Here is a 16,695-nt window from a genome sequence, read left to right as displayed (position 1 = left end):
TCATTCCAAATTAGAGCACAGCCTGCAACGGAATTCCGCCGGTCAGGTTTTTTGTCCCCAAACGAGGAATGCCTGACCGTCTCCTTCTGGGCAAAGCCAAGGATTCTTGCCTGTCTGTTGATGCCGCTTTTCGAGAATCAGCTCGAAATGTTTCACGAGAACACGTTCAGCGTCTGAAGGCAGCAACGTGAAGGGAAAGTCCGGGGAATTGCTGATCATCGGAAGCGGATAAGTTCCGCTAGCACCAACATTCTTCAAACCCGCAGCCCCCATTGCGGCGAGATAGGGGGGAGACAGTTGATCGGATCTGTAAAGTGGTGTTTTCGTCTGCGCAGACGTCAGCGGTAAGATTGCCCTAAGAATATCACAGACCCAAGCATATTCTTTCTGCACGTTCTCAGGGATATGTGGAACAACATAACCAATGAACAGACCATTCGGCGCCAGGATTCGTACTTGCTCGGCTATTGCGTCTTCAATCTCCTCGAAATGCTCCAGAAGACCTATGGAGAACACTAAATCATAGCCGCCTGTTTCAAACGGCATGTCGAGGCAGTCGCCGACCTTGAATCTTGCGTTCAATCCTTGTGCTTCGAATGCAGCACGCGCAAGATTGATCGCAGCCGGCGAGATGTCGAGCAGAGTACAATCCCACCCGGCATCCGCGAAATATGCACTTAGAGATCCGCGCCCACAACCAACCTCGAGTACACGTTTGCCAGCGAGATTCGCCGGAAGCAATTCTTGAAAAGTTTTCCAATGCTGGCGGAATGCGAGCTGAATCTGATTTTCGGGTTCGCGACGCGTCCAGTGCAAGTAATGGGCCTCCTCCGTGGAGTTCCAGTTGCGTTCAAAACTGTCGCCGTCGCCGCGATATTCGGGCATGAGTTATCTCCTCAAAAGAAATTCCGCTATTTGGAAATCACGTTCTTCGTCGATGGTCAGTGCCCGTTCCTCGGAAACGACCAAGCAGAATATGCGCTCTCCATAGATCGATCGCCGCTGAACGAGGGTTTCTGTGCTGATCACATAAACAAGTCCCGTCCGAATAAAGTAGTCAGGCAGATCCTGTCTCCGTGACATCCGTTGCTCGTCGGCTAACAACCATGTCACCTCGTCATTCGCCGAGAGTGAGAACATTGTTGCCGGATGCCTTTGACCGGCGTGGAAGCCGGTTATCACCGTATCTGCTTGCTTGGCGATCGCCATTGCCACAGCGGAATCGATATCACCGGTCGTGACTGTGGGACTTGTCGCCTGCACGAGCGCGACGTACTCGTAGTCTAAATCACCTTCTCTTGCCAAGGCATCCAGCGCATGCAGGATGACGTCCACGACAAGACTCGAGTCATGTGATATCTCCGGCGGCCGCATCCACGGTACTTCCAGGCCACTATCAATCGCGGCTCGAGCGATTTCGGGGTCATCCGTACTACAAATAGCACGGCGCACAGATGACGAGGCAGAAAGCGCCTTACCCGCCCAATCGATGAGAGGACGGCCGTTCAGCGGCCGCACATTCTTTCGCGGCAGCCCCTTCGATCCCCCTCGCGCCGGAAGCAATCCCAGAACCTTTTTTTCCACGTCAGCCGCCAAACTTCTTGAATGCCACATCCGCAATACTTTCCTCTGTGACATGCATCGCATCCGAGGTACAGCCTCCAATGTGGGGGGTAATCAACACATTGAAGCCGTCTTTTGCGGCTCTGATTAAGGGAGACTCCTTCATCCAACCCACACCCTCGTCTTCGTCCCTCAAAACATCGACTGCAACGCCGCCTAGCTTTCCATCTCGAAGAGCATCGGCTAGAGCCGCCTCATCGATCAGCCCACCACGAGCCGTATTGACAACGAGTGCATGAGAACGCATCTCAGCTATCTCCGCACGCCCGAGAAAACCATAATTTGCGCCGGTCAACGATGCATGGATAGAAATGATGTCAGCTTCCTTTAGTAGAGGAAGCAAATCCGATCTGCGCACACCCAGTTCATCAAACTTCTCTTGTGGCTGATACGGATCATAAGCGACAATTTCCATGCAGAGCGCCTTCGCATACCGAGCCATATGCCGCCCAAGCCTGCCAAGACCTATAATCCCCAAGGTCATCCGTGACAATTGCCTGGAACGAAAGGCATTTCTATTCCAACTGCCATTTCGAACCACCTCGCTGGAAGCACACGGGATAGCTCGCAACAGCGATATCATAAGCCCAAGGGCGAGCTCGGCAGTCGACGTGATGTCGTTGATTGCATCCCGGCAATCCGACAGCGAAATCACCTCGATTCCGCGGCGCCGGCACTCTTCCACGTCAACGTGCGTGAGGGCGGTCGTCGGTGAAACGACTGCCTGCAGCGATGGGAAGCGATCCAGCAACGTTCCATCTATTCTGTAGGCGAGCCGTACAACGATAATGGACACTTCTGTGTTCGATTCCGCCTGACCCAACCAAACCTTTCCCATCTGCCTATAGGTTGCCAAAGCATGTGGACTGTAGTTTTCGGGCTCAAGGACAAGGATGTTAGTAATCTGAGACATATTGCAGCATTTTCTGCTGGTAGGGTTCGAAATTCTTGATCTTCTCAACGATGCGCACGCTTGCGTTACCTTCACCGTAGAGATTGGATACGGGATAGCGCCCATGTGCAATCTGGGCCTTGATGGCATCTATGATTAATTGCTTCTCTGGCCGGACGGCAGTTAGATTTTCACCGTGTTCCCGGCCGGCCTGCCTTTCGCCTACCAAGACAACAGGTGTTCCGGAAAACGTACTGTCCCTGATGAAGCTCGACGAATTGCCGATAGCGCATGTCGCCTTCTTGAGACACTTCTGAAAGGTGATCGGTTCAAGATTTTTGACAAGATGCAGCCACTCAGCCTTGTAATGCTCGCGATGAGTTCGCAACGCCTTTGATATGTCATCGGCACCCGCATCAATGTTCGGCCAGATCCAAAGGGTCGGGTGCGCCAGTTCGGCTAACCCTTCTATAAGCTGCTGAACCTGCTGCCGTTCATTGCCAAAATGCGTCGTAACAGGGTGATATATGACGAGAAAGAACGGATTATCCGAATTTAGCGCGCCGCCGACGCCAATATTCGTAAATAGGTTAGCAGGCAATTCCGTGTCGAGAGATCTAATGTAGTCGCCGGACGGACATCCCACATTAAAAACAGAGTCCGTTCTCTCACCCATTCTCCTGATAAACTGCGCAGATCGCTCAGTCGAAGGGAAATGGAGATGGGCGAATTTCGTGATTGCGTGACGTGCACTCTCGTCGATCGAACCGGAAACCTCCCCGCCCTGAATATGGGCGATCGGGATGTTCATATAAGCAGCCGCTATTGCAGCGGCCAGGGCTTCATACCGATCCCCGATCAACAGCACAATGTCGGGCTGAAGCCGTTGAAATTCAGTCGAGAATTCGATCACGCCCAAACCGATGCTTTTCGCCATAGTGGCTGGGATAGATCCCTCTACTTCCAAAAACACGCGACCGTCAATCTTGAAACCGTCGGCGCCAACGATCTTCTCTGCTTGACCAAAACGCTCGAGCAACATGGTGCCCGCACATACGGTAAGGAGTTCGAGATCGGCATCGGCATTTATCGCACGCATCACGGGATGCATGCGCCCGTAGTTCGCTCGATCAACCAGCACGGCGCAAATTCTGCGAACTGTCTCAACCATCTAAATCACTCTCTTTCAACTGCTCCCCAGCGAGATAATCGCGTTTGAGTATCTTGCCAACAGCATTGTCTAGCATCCGGGCAGGCATCCCGGTTCCCGGCTTCTTTAATGCGATATCTTGCGGCGTCAATATGTGCCCCTTCCGCAGGCCCGTCTTGCAATACAAGCTCTTACCGAAAAGGATGCTGAGCTCCTTCTTCTCCTCAGCCTCATGGTCCTTATCCATCGGGGCCATCATCATGGTTTCTGTAAAACGAATTCCATCCACTAACTGCTGTAGCTCCTTCGTCGTAACAGAAGCAGCAACATCGGGCCCGAAACATTCCTTTGAGAAGACCGTATGCACCTCAATCAGATTTGCGCCGAGCGTGACCGCCGACAGACTTGGGTAAATGGTGCCGCTATGATCTGACAGGCCCACCGGTACACCATATCGCAACTTCATCTCGCCGATCAGATTCAACCCGACCTTATCAGGTGGGCAGGGATAAGCCGTCGTACATTGAAACAACGCAATTTCCGCGCCATGCTTTTTGATTACTGCGAAGGCGTCATCCAAATCCGACCAACTCGACATTCCGCTCGACAGAAGAATGGGTTTCCCCGTTCGCGCCATCATCTCCAACATTGGAAGATTGCCGACTTCCCCAGATCCCACCTTCCAGGCGGGAACACCAAGTCTGTCCAGCAGTTCTACGGCTTCAAAAGAAAACGGTGTCGATAGAAATATCAGGCCTTTCTGTCGCGCATGATCGAAGAGGCCTGCCCACTGCTCTTTGGAAAATTCCATCCGACGCCAGTAGTCGTAACGGGTGGCGTCCTGTGGAAAAACCTTTACGCGGAATTTTTCGTCAGGAGTCGATTCTGCCTCCGCGATATGCGTTTGGAATTTAACCGAATTTGCACCCGATTTGGCGACGGATTCGATGTAGGCGTGAGCAGCGCCCAAACTTCCGTCGTGAGCTTGGGCAATTTCTCCAATGATAAAACATGGGAAGCCATTGCCGATCTGGGATTCTTCAATCTTCAAAGCGTTCTTCCAGGTTCAATTGCAGTACCCCTGTGAGAGTTTATAAAGATGCTAGGCGAACCCGATCTTCGCCGACCTTCTCAGCGGAATTGGCGTGTGATAGCGCACGCAGGCCCATTGTGACAAGCGTGGCACAGCTACATGGATATCTCGGGCGAATGGTTTGACCGTCCAAGATATATATCTTAATGCGTGAGCATGCGAGGCGATATCTCCGCTTACAGTGACCGAAGGAAAGCCCAATGACATCTGCAAGATACCTTGTCTGCGGCCCTTACGGCAGTGGCAATCTTGGGGATGACGCGATCGCCCTAGAGATTACAAATCAGATCGAGCGATACGGCGGAACAGTACATATTGCCGGAATTGATGCCGGGAACTTTACAAAATCGACCGGGAGGAAGATCGGATTCGTTAGGAGACTAGATCTGCGACGATTGAAAGTGTCTTTGATCGGAACACTGTGGAAGTGTGATGTGGTCGTGATCGGAGGCGGCGAACAATTTTCGGAGCCGCGCTTTCCGAATCCGTTATGGGGTCATCTCGCGACAAATTTTCAGCTTTATATGCTTGCAAAGATCTTCCGAAAGAAATTTGCAGCCGTAGGTGTTGGGGTGAGCGACGGGTTATCGTCATTTGGACGCTTTGCGATGCGCCGAATCGCGCTTGGCGCCGATTTTTTTAGTGTCAGGGATGAAGGATCATTCCAGCGTCTGAAGGCTCTTGCTCCGAGCGCAGATATCCTCTTGTCCGCCGATCCCGCATTTCTTGGTGAACGAATTGACAGGAAGAAGGCCCGTAGCCAACTTTGCACGCGATTTAAAATTGAATCATCGTCCAAAATTGTCATTATAATGCCGTCCAACGACAAGTTCCATTCACTGGCTTATGTTGAACAGCTCAACACATCTGTCAAAAAACTAAACGAAGCGGGGGTGGAGGTCGTTTATGCTGTATCGGATTCTCAAGAAGGCTATGATAGTGAGATTTTCGACAGGGACCTGCTACACACATCCAAGATGGCGCGTTGGGCCCAGCCCGGGTCTCTGTCTCTCATGGAACTGATTGAGTTGATCACCGCGGCCGATTGCCTCGTAAGTTCTAGAATGCATCCCTTGATATTTGCAACATGCCAGATGACACCATTCGTATGCCTCTCCCGCGCTGGGAAAATGGACGCATTGATGAAAATGTTAGGTGATGAGAACTACTTGAGAATGAACTTCACCCCAGCGCAGCTCGTAGATCTTGTCATGTCTAAACTGAATGCTGCCATGTCCGATGTCTATGTCTCCAGCGTCGGTCTCGCTCGAGCAAGCGCTTCTGCTCAGTTCGACAATCTTGCCAAGCTAGCCTTTAAAGAAGGTAGCGTCTGTGACTCTCGGTAGAAACATCGTCCCACCCCTGTTATTTGCCATCGCGGTCTGCCTTAACTTCGATTTCGTTCTGCAGGTAATCGCGGGAAAATCGCCTGCGCTCAATCTCTGGGCTTTGATACCAGTGTTCATGGCGCTCTTTTATCTCCCGTCGAATCTGATCAGATGCGATACGTCCTGGATCACATATGCGATCTTTCTCTTTTCATTGATACTTGTGGCAAGCGGCGTTCGAAACATGCTAGCGGTTGGACCGACCGGCTTTGTTTGGGCCTTGCTGTCATATGGCCTATGGCTGGGGCTTTTCCTCTGGACACAGAAACAATCGCCGCGATTTCTCTTCAAAGTCATCGTCAAACTTTTTCTCTTTTCTGCGTTGCTTCATGCGTCTGTGGCACTGTATGAACTTCTCTCCGGCCAGGCGCTCTTGAAAGTCGTGACCATCGGAACATCGGTTGAACGCCGCTACGGAATTTCGTTTAGCCTTGGCGTTTTGGGACTACAGCTCGGGTGCGGCGCACTGGCAGCCCTTGGCGCCATGCGCTTATACCAGTCCATGACATCAAAGGTACTTGTCCTACTCTGTTTTTATCTTATTGCTATGGCGCTTTACGCGACAGCGATCAGGGCGCCCCTTCTTTATCTTGTGTTGGCAGCCCTCGCTGTTGTTGTGTGCCGATATTTTTCTAGTGTCACGAATATTATGAACGTTATGTTTGTCGGGGCGCTTATTGTTGTCAGCGCAATTATTTTGGACCGATTAGGTGAAGTGAACCTCAATTTCGTCGGCTCCGCGTTCGAATTGTCCGATAGTGGCAACATAGGAAGGTTAGACCGCTATTCTGCGTCGATAGGGCTCCTTATGGAAAACTGGTGGGCGCCGATTTTCGGCTACGGTCCCGCGATGCTGACTCAGGTTCCCGTCTCCTTCGGATTGGATGACTTTGGAACCGAAAGCAGTGCCTTGAAGACCGTTCTTGAACTAGGGGCTATTGGAGTTTTGCCTCTGGCGATTCATATGTCGCTACTTTTCATGCGATTATGTGGCCCTGGCGGCTTGACAATCATAAAGGCGAACATCGAAGCCTTCGCGATTATGGCTTTCATCACGCTCGAATGCCTGACGAGCGAAATATTTAAATCATGGATAGGTTCTTTCTATTTTGTGCTCGTTTTGGGCCTGATAACTCGGTTGACGCTGTTTCCGCAGAAGGCGGACGTTGAAGACCAATAACCCAACCGTCGGTCTAAGGCAGGATCTATTTGCAATGAAATATGCTATTAATGCACTCTTCGTGCGATGGGGTGTCAATGCGGGTACCGAGACCTATGTCACTAACATTGTGAGGCCCTGGTATGAGAGCAAACCAAGTGGCTGCGAGTTCCTATTCTACTGCAATCAACTGCCGCCTTGGTGGAAGGGGGACCGTCCTTGGTTTCGAGCGATTGTTTTGAAAAGCGCAAAGCGTGTTGGTTGGCGAATCTTCTATGAGCAGTTATGGCTGCCCCTTGTTGGCCTCATAAGTTTCGATGCCCTCTTCGCCCCAGGATACGTGGGAAGTGCACTCCTGCAAAAACCACAGGCGATCACCGTTCACGATGCTTTTGCGTGGTTGTATCCGGGGGAAATCGGCCTCCTGCGCAGCCTCTACTGGCGAATGTTTATCCCCTTGTCGCTGCAATCCCGCAATTCGTTGATCACCGTTTCTGCAAGCACCGCTACTGATCTTAAACGTTTCTGCAACATTGATAGCCAGACGCTCCATGTCATCCATGAGGCGGGGTCTCATCTCTCGGAGATCAACGAAGGCGGCACCATTCTCGAGCGCCTTGGTTTGGAGCCTGGGAAATATTTCCACTGCGTTGGCTTCTTCAAGAGGATCAAGAACCCATATACGATATTGAACGCATACCGCTCCTATTGCGCGGCAGCCGGCAGTAACTCTGCAAACAAACTTGTCCTTGTTGGCCATGTGGGGAACAGCGTAGGGCAGGAAATAGCCGATTTTGCGTCTAAAATTCCTGGTGTGATCTTAGCGGGGCGATTGACTGACGAGTCCCTCTCGGATCTTTATCGCAATAGCGCCGCCCTGATTTTCGCCTCGCTTTATGAGGGGTTTGGAATTCCCATTCTAGAGGCGCAGGAACTTGGATGCCCCGTTATCACCTCGCGATCTTCTTCGATGCCGGAGGTTGCCGGAGACGGCGCTTTACTCGTGAACGAGAGAAGTGTCTCCGACGTAGCAGCTGCCCTTTCGAAAATTTCCGAGAAGACTGAGGCAGAGACACTTATTCGAAAAGGCAAGGTTAATTACCAAAAGTTTTCTTGGCAGAAGGCAAGTGATATGACGCTTGACGTTCTTCGTAAGGTTAATACATGAAACGAAAAGTGATCATTACCGGCAGCAGCGGCTTTATAGGCCGAAGCTTGGTTGCGTATCTTCGGCAGCAAGATTACGAAGTAATATCTTTGGATAACTCCATTGACATTGATTCTGAATCTGAAACCTGCCGCAGGTGTGATCTTCTGGAGCGGGAGAGACTGATCCACCTGTTATGCGAGATCAGACCCAATTCCATCATCCACCTAGCCGCGAGGACGGATCTGGACGAAAAGGCAAACCTTGAAGGTTACGACGTCAATATCAATGGCGTTCGAAATCTTATCGATGCGGTTAAGGCCGCTGGGTCGGTGGACAGAGTTCTTTTCACGTCGTCCCAGCTAGTGTGCGAAGTAGGATATGTCCCCCGGTTCGATGAGGACTACAGGCCGAACACTCTTTATGGCGAGAGCAAGGTGCGGGGCGAACAAATCGTCCGAAATGCGGATCTTCAGGGCATCACTTGGTGCATTCTACGCCCGACGACAATCTGGGGCGAAGGAATGTCTCCTCACTATCAACGACTTCTGCTTGCGCTGAAACGCGGCAGGTATTTTCATGTGGGCAAAGCTCCGCTTTTTAAATCGTACGGTTATCTCGGAAACGCCGTCTACCAATACGCCAAGTTTTTGGACGCCGCTCCAGAACAAATCGACCGCAGGACGTTTTACATCGCCGATTATACACCTCTGTCTCTTCGCGAATGGACGGCATCGTTGGCATGCATGCTTGGGGGACAAAGGATCGTGACCCTACCCAAAAGTGGTTCAATCTTGCTTGCTAAGGTCGGCGATTTGATAAATGCTCTTGGTATGAAGCGCTTCCCCTTCAACTCGTTTCGCCTCAATAACATCCTCACGGAGTATCAATTTGATATGTCGGAAACGGAAAAGATCTGTGGTCCGTTGCCATTTTCAATTGAGGATGGCGTAAAGCGTACTGCAGATTGGTTCCTCGACAAATCGTAAAGGTTTCGAAGCAGACATGGCTCCGAAGATTTCCATTATCACACCGACTTTCAACTCTTCGTCGGTCATTCTCGACAATATGCGGTCGGTGCGTCGTCAGGCCTATGCTAACTGGGAACAGATCATCGTGGATGGGGCGTCGACAGACGACACACTCGCGAAAATCAACACCTTCCTCTCCGAGGGAACCAAGGTCATTTCGGAACCGGATAACGGGATTTACGACGCGATGAATAAGGGCATTGCGCTTGCGGCAGGTGACATTGTCGGGTTCCTGAACTCGGACGATTTCTATGCACACGACCAGGTTCTTGCGACGATTGCAAGAATAATGGCCGACACCAGCGTCGATGCTTGCTATGCCGATCTCGACTACGTGGATAAGTGCGATACTCAGAAAATCAAAAGGGTGTGGCGTTCACAGCCTTACCACGATGGTCTTTTCGAAAAAGGCTGGATGCCTGCACACCCGACTTTCTATGTCCGGCGGGACATTCTCTATCGATCCGGAGGCTTCGATTTGGCCTTTCCGCGTCAGGCGGATTTCGAATTATGCATGAGGCTGATGGCCAAGAACAGAATTAAGGCGCGATATTGCAAAGATGTCTGGGTTAAGATGCGTACCGGAGGGACATCCAACAACTCCGTTGCTGGGATTCTGAAGGGAAATCTAGAGGCCTATCGGGCATGCAGAAAGAATCGGCTTCAGGTCAACGTCATGTTCATACCGGTAAAGATTCTCTCACGCATACCACAGTTTGTGGCAGCGTTTCTCCAACGGCAGGCGAGCTAGACGGAATATTGAAGCTTCTCTGAAACGCGAGAACAACTAAAGATTGATAAGGACATGACTTTGGGAACGTTACGCAATATCGCACACAGATTTGGCTTGACGAACTCGGCTAAATTCGAACGGTTGATTTTGGAAGATAGAGCTGCCGCACCAGAAGAATACAGGCTGGCAGATGAGGTGCTAGCAGCGTTTCACTCTGGGGGGGGTCTCGCACCAAAAATGCAAGCCTACAAACTGGTTTCCCTCAACCGGTTGCTTGAAGCGGAAAAGCCTACGTCGATTCTGGAGCTCGGGAGCGGCTCTTCGACAGTAATTTTCGGTCGTTACGCAGCTCAGAACAACGCGAACTTTGTTACGATCGATGAAAGCAAAGAATGGCTCCAAAATACAATGTCGATGCTGACCGCCTTTGGCGTGAGCAACTTCGTTACTCCTTATGTGCGAAACAAACATATTGATCTTGAAAAGAAGACGGCATCGTATGTCGATCGTCCACCATTTGATGCGGACTTTGTACTTGTCGACGGACCTGCATTGGAACTCAGCGGTAAAACCTACATCGATGCTGTCTGTACCGACGTATTCGATATGTTGCCAAGGCCAAAGACGATCATCGTGGATATTAGAAGGCCGACGGTCGAACGGATGGCAAGCGAAATATCGTCGACTCAGTATCGATTTACTCAATCGGATATCCTGTGCAGGTTACCGAAAAAGAATTTCAGTTATTTTTCGATCTTCAATCGCGTCTGAATACTTGCGCAGTTTCCTAGTTTGGCGGTTCAGGTTTTAGTCGTTTTTCCAGTCTTCGATAATCTCCCTCGCATGGCGGTAGCTGGTAAAGAGGTGCTCGTTGAGGCATTCGTCGCGCAAGCGTCCGTTGAAACTCTCCACGAAGCCGTTTTGCATTGGCTTGCCCGGCGCGATGTAATGCCACTCGACAGCATGGTCCTGCTGCCATTTGAGGATGGCGTTCGAGGTCAGCTCGGTTCCGTTATCCGACACGATCATGCGGGGATAGCCCGTGCTGAGCGCGATCCTGTCCAGTTCACGGCCGACACGCTCGCCGGAAAGCGAGTTGTCGACCACGGTGGCAAGGCACTCGCGACTGAAGTCATCGAGGACGCAAAGGACACGAAAGCGCCTGCCGTCGACCAGTACGACGACGGCGGCATAGAGGGTCGATACCCATAGGCAACTAGGTACCGGGAACAACGCCCACGGTTGATGCGATGACAAGCGACGTCACCTATGCAAAGAACACTCACGCCGATATTGGCACGGGCTGGACGACTGGCTAAGGATCGCAGCAACGTGTGGGTGCGCTTTGGACCACCCTAAGCTCAGAACTCGAAAGTCTTGTTATTGAAGGACCGGCGGAACTCTTCGTCCCACGGATCGAAGAATTTTTCGCCCTTGGGAAGTGGCGGCTTCGCCGGCTGTTCGGCTTCTTTGTTTTGATCTTTCGAGTCGCTCATGCGCCTTTCTAACCACGCGAGTGTCGCAAGTCGACGGAGCGCTGAACACAAATGCGCATCTGTGGATAAGATCTGTGATCCTCTCAGCTCTTAGGAAAAGCGGCATCCTGAATCCTGGCACCGAACGATGCTTCCTCGGTCGCGTACGTGCCAATGACCAAAACGTTGGTCTTTTGCGTCAGCCCACCGGCGGAAGCGCCGCGTTCTGTAACGGCCGCTTCGCAGTGGTTCCGCTGCCCATGGTAGTGTCGTACTGCTTCACTGGCACATTCAGCAGGCGCACGGATCTTATTGGGGATTTTGATGGGCGGGGTTCGGCCGATCAGAATCAATCGGACGCATCCGGCCGTCGTTGGCCGAAGAACAACGGCATCCGCATCGACCACCTGCTGCTGTCACCGGAAGCAGCCGACCGGATGACGTCGGCAGCTATCGAAAAACATGTGCGGGCCTGGGAAAAGCCTTCCGACCATGTACCGGTGATCGCCTATTTCGATTTCGCGGCCTGACATTCCGAGCCCATGGCAGCGCGTCAACTCAGGGCGCGATGGAGACGCGCGGGTTGAATGCCGCGTGGCGCTGATCGGAAAGCGTCAGTCGGAACCGCTCGCGATGGCGTGCGACAGCGAAACTGCCGTGCGACGGTCGGCCTCATTGGCAACCGAGAAGGCCTGCTCCTGCAGCGCTTCCATCCAGCTGCAATCCTTCGGCTTGCAGCGATCGAGAGCGGCGGTCATCAGCGCGAGACCGCGGGCCGTCTGGCCTTCGTCGAAAAGGATGTTTCCGAAAACGGCCATGGCGCCGGGATGGCCACTCTTGCGGGCCTGGTTCAACCACTTTTTCGCCTGCTGCGGGCTGGAACTACCGCCCTCGCCGGCCAGCATCATCTGCGCCAGCTGGAACTGTGCTTCGGGAACGCCAAAGGTGGAGGCCACCTGGAAATAAAGCTGGCGCGCCTGAGTGAGATCGATCTTGACAGGGCTGCCGGCAATACCGTGCTTGTAGTAATTGGCGAGCGAGAGAAGAGCGTTGACGAAGAAGCCTGTGTCTTCCGAGCCGGGTTCGACACCCTGCTGGGCGATCTCACTATAGATCTTGAAGGCTTCGAAATCGTCCTGGGTGACGCCGTCACCATCGGCATACATGTTGGCGAGCGCCCAGCGCGAACCGGTATGACCCTTTTCGGCGGCGTATTTGTAGGCTTCTACCGCCTCCTCCTTCTGTCCGTTTTTATAGGCCTTGAAGCCGAACTTGAACAGATCGAAAGGACCGGACTCCTTGCTGACGTCGCTCTTGATGTCGAAAGCATGAACCGGACCGGACAGCGATATTGCCACCCACATGCTCACCAGCATGAATTTGAACAGTTTGAACTCGGACGTTACCATTTCAACCGATTTCTTTCGTTCATCGCGCGCAGTCGGCGCTGACGCCGGGCATACCGCGGATGTATTCTTTCGAGGCGAGCGATCCCGCGGCGGGCTCCATGGCCCCTTTGCCCGCGTCGCATCCAGCCCATAGGCCTTTTCTCAAAGGCCGAATTTTCAGCACATCATTCACGACCACCCGGCTCCCGGCATGGCCCGACTGCAATCTTCCTGGCGCTCTTTCGGCGGGCGCGGCATCCGCCTTCCCGCCTTTACCGCATTCGTAAATAGCAAATGTGACCAAACCGGTATCGACATCTGCCGCGAAGCCCGCCTGCCTGTGCGAACGGGCAGACAACGACGATGATGGATGGATCGACGGCGTGATCTTGAGGTCGAACTTGTGGCCGGAACAGCGTTGGCCGGAAAGAAAAACGGCCGCAATCATGCGGCTGTCGCCACTTGCGCCGTACGATCTGCTGTTACCGGAAAAAAATCGACTCATGCTACTGATTACACGCACCGTAAGTCTGCCATCACCTCGCCCGCAAATACCGCTGCGCTCTCTTTGTGGCGGGAAATGGACAAATTCACCCCATCGCCACCATACGCGTATTAGTGCAAGCAAACGAGTAGTTATGGAGTGAACCGTCTGGCTCGGCCTCAGCAATCGCGTCGTTGGATCTCGTTCCATGGAGTTTTTCGTTATTGGTTTTTGCTGAGCCCGTGATCGAGCGCCGACGCTGAGGGCTCATTTATAAGGAGCTTGGTCGAGCGCTTGAGATCGGCAATTAGGGTATCGAAGACCCGGTGCAGTTCCAACGCCGACGAACCTGATCAGCGAGTATGGAGCGGTCGAGCTCGATGCCTTGGCGGCTCATGATCTGCGCCTACCAAAGACGCGGAAGATGGCCGGCGTATTTGGACGCAAGCACATGAGCGGTGCTCAGTTCTGTCGACATTTCAGTTTGAAGTCGTACGAGGACTGGAGCCTGAGCAACGCCATCGGTGCATCTGTTTGAAAATAGTGCTGCTCACTTAGATGCTTCGATGAGAGCAAGCGAGAAGAGCGCTCGCTAATGCAAAGAGGACAACAACCTAATGTCTTTGCCGGTTTGGCAGGAGGCTGTAATCCGTGTGCCTTCTGTGAGATGCTCAGTTGAGATTGTAGTATCGCTTGAACCAGGAAATGAATTTGGGGATGCCTTCGTGTATACTGGTAGTCGGCCGGTAGCCGACAGCCTCAGTGGTTTCGGTCACGTCGGCATAAGTGGCTTTGGTATCACCGGCCTGCATCGGCAGGTATTCGATATCAGCCTTGCGTCCCATTTCCTGTTCAATGATGGCAATGAAGTCCATAAGGTGTTCACTTCGCGTGTTGCCAATATTGAACACCCGCGCCGGAGGCTCATATTTATCGGGCTCCGGAGGATTATCCAAGCAGGCTAGGATGCCTGTTACGATGTCGTCAATAAATGTGAAATCGCGTTTCATCTGCCCGTCGTTAAAAACCGGGAGCCTCTTGCCTTCAGCAATGGCCTTTGTAAAGATAAAAAGCGCCATGTCGGGGCGTCCCCACGGGCCATAGACCGTAAAAAAACGCAAGCCAGTCTGCTTCAATCCGAACAAATGACTGTAGCAGTAGCTCATCAGCTCATCCGAGCGCTTCGTAGCAGCATAAAGTGAAATCGGGCGGTTGACGTCATGTTGGACTGAATATGGCAATTCAGTGTTACCGCCATATACAGAACTCGAGCTTGCATACACGAGATGCTCGAAGCCCTCGGTGTGTCGACACATTTCGAGTACGGTGACATGCCCCATGCAGTTGCTCGTGATGTAACTGTATGGGTTCTCAAGAGAGTATCGGACTCCCGCCTGCGCGGCTAGGTGAACAACGCGCTTGAACGGTCCGTGCTCCGCCCAAACCCTTTCCATCGCTGCCTTGTCCGAGATATCACCATAGACGAACGTGAAATTCTCGAACTTCGCCAGTTCGGCTAACCGCGCATACTTGAGTGTTGGGTCGTAATAATCATTGACGACATCGTAGCCGACGACGATTTCGCCGCGCTCAAGAAGACGGCACGCGGTATGAAAACCGATGAAGCCTGCGGCTCCCGTTACAAAAACCTTTGACATTAAAGGCTCCAGTTCAGGCGCTTCGAGGCGTCGAGGGCGTTCTTGTCCAGGACAGATTTGACGTCGATGATAACCCCGCCCTCTACAACCTTGGAAATGTAAGAATTGAATTCACTTACATAGCTTTCATGTGGAACTGCAAGGATCAACCCATCCAGCTGATCAAAGTCTATGAGGGGCCGCAGCACCACATTATACTCCTCGTGAGCCTCTTCGGCTGAAGCCAATGGGTCATGCACTATCGGCTCAAGGCCGAACTGTCGTAGTTCCTTGATAATATCCGGAACGCGACTATTTCTTAAATCTGGAACATTCTCCTTGAACGTCAGTCCGAGAATGCCAATCCGAGCGCCATTCAGCGGACGCTTTGCGGCAACCAGCATCTTTATCATCTTCTGGGCTACAAAGGCGCCCATGCCATCGTTGATGCGTCGCCCGGACAGGATGACTTGCGGATGATATCCCAGCGATTCAGCCTTTGCAGTCAGGTAGTAAGGATCAACCCCAATACAGTGCCCGCCAACGAGTCCGGGGCTGAACGGAAGAAAATTCCATTTGGTGCCGGCAGCCGCCAGGACCTCGCTGGTGCGTATATTCATTCGCTCGAAGATGATGGCAAGCTCATTCATGAGAGCGATGTTTAAGTCCCGCTGTGTATTTTCAATAACCTTTGCTGCCTCCGCCACCTTAATGGACGATGTCTTGTAAACCCCAGCGTCCACAACGGCTTCATAGACGGCGGCAATCTCGTCAAGGCTTTCCGCCGTGTCTCCCGCTACCACTTTTGTTATCGTCTTGAAGGTGTGCTTTTTGTCACCTGGATTAATGCGCTCCGGCGAATAGCCGAGGTTGAAGTCCACGCCTTGGCGAAGCCCCGAGAGTTCGGAGAGGATCGGCCCACATATCTCCTCGGTCGCGCCAGGAAACACCGTCGATTCGAAAACGACGATATCGCCGACCTTGAGTAACGAAGCCACCGTTCTAGACGCAGCGATGAGCGGCGTGAGATCCGGTTGCCGATTTTCATCAATAGGTGTGGGAACCGCGACGATGTAAAAGTTACATTCCTTTACATCGGCTATATCATAGGTCAGTTTGAGACATGAGTTTCGCAGGACTGCACCTTCGACCTCCCCGGTTACGTCCTTGCCAGCTTTCAGGGTCTCAATACGGTATCGTTTGACGTCGAATCCCACTACCATCGGAAACTTTTCCGCCAATGCCACCGCAACGGGCAAACCGACATATCCGAGACCGATGACAGCTATCTTTCGGGCCATCATGTTATCCTCATTCTTTGCCACCACACCTTGCGTGGCACCTAAACGATATCTTCAAAGAAAGCTAGGCTAAGACCGCATCTACCATCTTACAGAAGCTTGGACGTTCGCGACTTGGTGTTTAAAAGGAGTTCATGCATCGCCATTGTGAGTGCTGGATGACCCTGGATGAAATATGGTGCTGGCCTGCTGGC

Annotated in this window: 16 protein-coding genes and 3 pseudogenes; 7 read left to right on the top strand and 12 right to left on the bottom strand. The window is 52.3% G+C overall.

Annotated elements, in window-relative coordinates; genetic code table 11:
* Positions 1 to 42 precede the first annotated feature (42 nt).
* Genes NXC14_RS03780 through NXC14_RS03760 form a run of 5 tightly spaced genes read right to left on the bottom strand, consistent with a single transcriptional unit; the run spans position 43 to position 4,716 of the window.
* On the bottom strand, positions 43 to 885 hold the full coding sequence (locus NXC14_RS03780) for a class I SAM-dependent methyltransferase (protein WP_085777025.1): 843 nt from the start codon (positions 883 to 885) through the stop codon (positions 43 to 45).
* Between the two features lie 3 nt (positions 886 to 888).
* Positions 889 to 1,584, bottom strand: coding sequence for an acylneuraminate cytidylyltransferase family protein (locus tag NXC14_RS03775; protein WP_198175497.1), 696 nt, complete (start codon positions 1,582 to 1,584; stop codon positions 889 to 891).
* 1 nt (position 1,585) lies between these two features.
* Positions 1,586 to 2,536 carry an NAD(P)-dependent oxidoreductase gene (locus NXC14_RS03770; RefSeq protein ID WP_198175496.1) on the bottom strand — a complete coding sequence of 317 codons (951 nt, stop codon included), beginning with the start codon at positions 2,534 to 2,536 and terminating at the stop codon, positions 1,586 to 1,588.
* On the bottom strand, positions 2,520 to 3,686 hold the full coding sequence (gene neuC, locus NXC14_RS03765) for a UDP-N-acetylglucosamine 2-epimerase (RefSeq protein ID WP_085777022.1): 1,167 nt from the start codon (positions 3,684 to 3,686) through the stop codon (positions 2,520 to 2,522). Before neuC ends, NXC14_RS03770 begins: the two co-directional genes overlap by 17 nt.
* A complete protein-coding gene (locus tag NXC14_RS03760; RefSeq protein ID WP_245362125.1) occupies positions 3,679 to 4,716 on the bottom strand; it encodes an N-acetylneuraminate synthase family protein in 1,038 nt (345 codons plus the stop codon). The genes neuC and NXC14_RS03760 overlap by 8 nt, the downstream gene beginning before the upstream one ends.
* 242 nt (positions 4,717 to 4,958) lie before the next feature.
* On the opposite strand from NXC14_RS03760, the gene NXC14_RS03755 reads away from it, so the two are divergent.
* From NXC14_RS03755 to NXC14_RS03730, 6 genes are read left to right on the top strand one after another with little or no spacing between them, the layout of a single operon-like run.
* A complete protein-coding gene (locus NXC14_RS03755; protein WP_085777021.1) occupies positions 4,959 to 6,104 on the top strand; it encodes a polysaccharide pyruvyl transferase family protein in 1,146 nt (381 codons plus the stop codon).
* Positions 6,091 to 7,326 carry a hypothetical protein gene (locus NXC14_RS03750; RefSeq protein ID WP_085777020.1) on the top strand — a complete coding sequence of 412 codons (1,236 nt, stop codon included), beginning with the start codon at positions 6,091 to 6,093 and terminating at the stop codon, positions 7,324 to 7,326. The genes NXC14_RS03755 and NXC14_RS03750 overlap by 14 nt, the downstream gene beginning before the upstream one ends.
* Complete coding sequence (locus NXC14_RS03745; RefSeq protein ID WP_157131369.1) at positions 7,313 to 8,473, top strand: glycosyltransferase family 1 protein; 1,161 nt, start codon at positions 7,313 to 7,315, stop codon at positions 8,471 to 8,473. Before NXC14_RS03750 ends, NXC14_RS03745 begins: the two co-directional genes overlap by 14 nt.
* Positions 8,470 to 9,441 (top strand): NAD(P)-dependent oxidoreductase, encoded by a 972-nt coding sequence (locus NXC14_RS03740; protein WP_085777018.1) that lies wholly within the window; start codon positions 8,470 to 8,472, stop codon positions 9,439 to 9,441. The genes NXC14_RS03745 and NXC14_RS03740 overlap by 4 nt, the downstream gene beginning before the upstream one ends.
* A gap of 16 nt (positions 9,442 to 9,457) precedes the next feature.
* Positions 9,458 to 10,234, top strand: a complete 777-nt coding sequence (locus NXC14_RS03735) for a glycosyltransferase family 2 protein (RefSeq protein ID WP_085777017.1) — start codon at positions 9,458 to 9,460, stop codon at positions 10,232 to 10,234.
* A 54-nt stretch (positions 10,235 to 10,288) separates the two neighbouring features.
* Complete coding sequence (locus NXC14_RS03730) at positions 10,289 to 10,987, top strand: hypothetical protein (RefSeq protein WP_085777016.1); 699 nt, start codon at positions 10,289 to 10,291, stop codon at positions 10,985 to 10,987.
* On the opposite strand, the pseudogene NXC14_RS03725 reads toward NXC14_RS03730, so the two are convergent.
* Both NXC14_RS03725 and NXC14_RS33845 read right to left on the bottom strand, forming a co-directional pair.
* Positions 10,940 to 11,386: pseudogene (locus tag NXC14_RS03725) on the bottom strand (integrase core domain-containing protein); the annotation flags it as partial. The gene NXC14_RS03730 and the pseudogene NXC14_RS03725 overlap by 48 nt on opposite strands.
* Positions 11,387 to 11,577: 191 nt before the next feature.
* Positions 11,578 to 11,712, bottom strand: a complete 135-nt coding sequence (locus NXC14_RS33845; protein ID WP_259664438.1) for a hypothetical protein — start codon at positions 11,710 to 11,712, stop codon at positions 11,578 to 11,580.
* A gap of 353 nt (positions 11,713 to 12,065) precedes the next feature.
* Here NXC14_RS33845 and NXC14_RS03720 point away from each other — a divergent pair.
* A pseudogene (locus NXC14_RS03720) lies at positions 12,066 to 12,221 on the top strand (exodeoxyribonuclease III); the annotation flags it as partial.
* An 84-nt stretch (positions 12,222 to 12,305) separates the two neighbouring features.
* Here the strand turns inward: NXC14_RS03720 and exoR are convergent.
* The 5 genes and pseudogenes from exoR to NXC14_RS03700 all read right to left on the bottom strand — a co-directional run bounded on the left by exoR (position 12,306) and on the right by NXC14_RS03700 (position 16,504).
* Positions 12,306 to 13,100, bottom strand: coding sequence for an exopolysaccharide production regulator ExoR (gene exoR / locus NXC14_RS03715; protein ID WP_085777015.1), 795 nt, complete (start codon positions 13,098 to 13,100; stop codon positions 12,306 to 12,308).
* Between the two features lie 19 nt (positions 13,101 to 13,119).
* Positions 13,120 to 13,527 carry a hypothetical protein gene (locus tag NXC14_RS03710; RefSeq protein ID WP_245362124.1) on the bottom strand — a complete coding sequence of 136 codons (408 nt, stop codon included), beginning with the start codon at positions 13,525 to 13,527 and terminating at the stop codon, positions 13,120 to 13,122.
* 302 nt (positions 13,528 to 13,829) lie between these two features.
* Positions 13,830 to 14,092, bottom strand: a pseudogene (locus tag NXC14_RS33260) (transposase); the annotation flags it as partial.
* Positions 14,093 to 14,234: 142 nt separating this feature from the next.
* Positions 14,235 to 15,221 (bottom strand): NAD-dependent epimerase/dehydratase family protein, encoded by a 987-nt coding sequence (locus NXC14_RS03705; RefSeq protein WP_085777013.1) that lies wholly within the window; start codon positions 15,219 to 15,221, stop codon positions 14,235 to 14,237.
* Positions 15,221 to 16,504, bottom strand: coding sequence for a nucleotide sugar dehydrogenase (locus tag NXC14_RS03700; protein ID WP_085777012.1), 1,284 nt, complete (start codon positions 16,502 to 16,504; stop codon positions 15,221 to 15,223). Before NXC14_RS03700 ends, NXC14_RS03705 begins: the two co-directional genes overlap by 1 nt.
* Positions 16,505 to 16,695 lie beyond the last annotated feature (191 nt).

This window comes from Rhizobium sp. NXC14, from assembly GCF_002117485.1.
GTDB lineage: Bacteria > Pseudomonadota > Alphaproteobacteria > Rhizobiales > Rhizobiaceae > Rhizobium.
This window is presented reverse-complemented; position numbering and strand designations above follow the sequence as displayed.

Coding starts and splice junctions, on each gene's coding strand:
- NXC14_RS03780 (WP_085777025.1), bottom strand. CDS start 885: ATGCCCGAATATCGCGGCGACGGCGACAGTTTTGAACGCAACTGGAAC.
- NXC14_RS03770 (WP_198175496.1), bottom strand. CDS start 2,536: ATGTCTCAGATTACTAACATCCTTGTCCTTGAGCCCGAAAACTACAGT.
- neuC (WP_085777022.1), bottom strand. CDS start 3,686: ATGGTTGAGACAGTTCGCAGAATTTGCGCCGTGCTGGTTGATCGAGCG.
- NXC14_RS03755 (WP_085777021.1), top strand. CDS start 4,959: ATGACATCTGCAAGATACCTTGTCTGCGGCCCTTACGGCAGTGGCAAT.
- NXC14_RS03740 (WP_085777018.1), top strand. CDS start 8,470: ATGAAACGAAAAGTGATCATTACCGGCAGCAGCGGCTTTATAGGCCGA.
- NXC14_RS03735 (WP_085777017.1), top strand. CDS start 9,458: ATGGCTCCGAAGATTTCCATTATCACACCGACTTTCAACTCTTCGTCG.
- NXC14_RS03730 (WP_085777016.1), top strand. CDS start 10,289: ATGACTTTGGGAACGTTACGCAATATCGCACACAGATTTGGCTTGACG.
- NXC14_RS33845 (WP_259664438.1), bottom strand. CDS start 11,712: ATGAGCGACTCGAAAGATCAAAACAAAGAAGCCGAACAGCCGGCGAAG.
- exoR (WP_085777015.1), bottom strand. CDS start 13,100: ATGGTAACGTCCGAGTTCAAACTGTTCAAATTCATGCTGGTGAGCATG.
- NXC14_RS03710 (WP_245362124.1), bottom strand. CDS start 13,527: ATGATTGCGGCCGTTTTTCTTTCCGGCCAACGCTGTTCCGGCCACAAG.
- NXC14_RS03705 (WP_085777013.1), bottom strand. CDS start 15,221: ATGTCAAAGGTTTTTGTAACGGGAGCCGCAGGCTTCATCGGTTTTCAT.
- NXC14_RS03700 (WP_085777012.1), bottom strand. CDS start 16,504: ATGATGGCCCGAAAGATAGCTGTCATCGGTCTCGGATATGTCGGTTTG.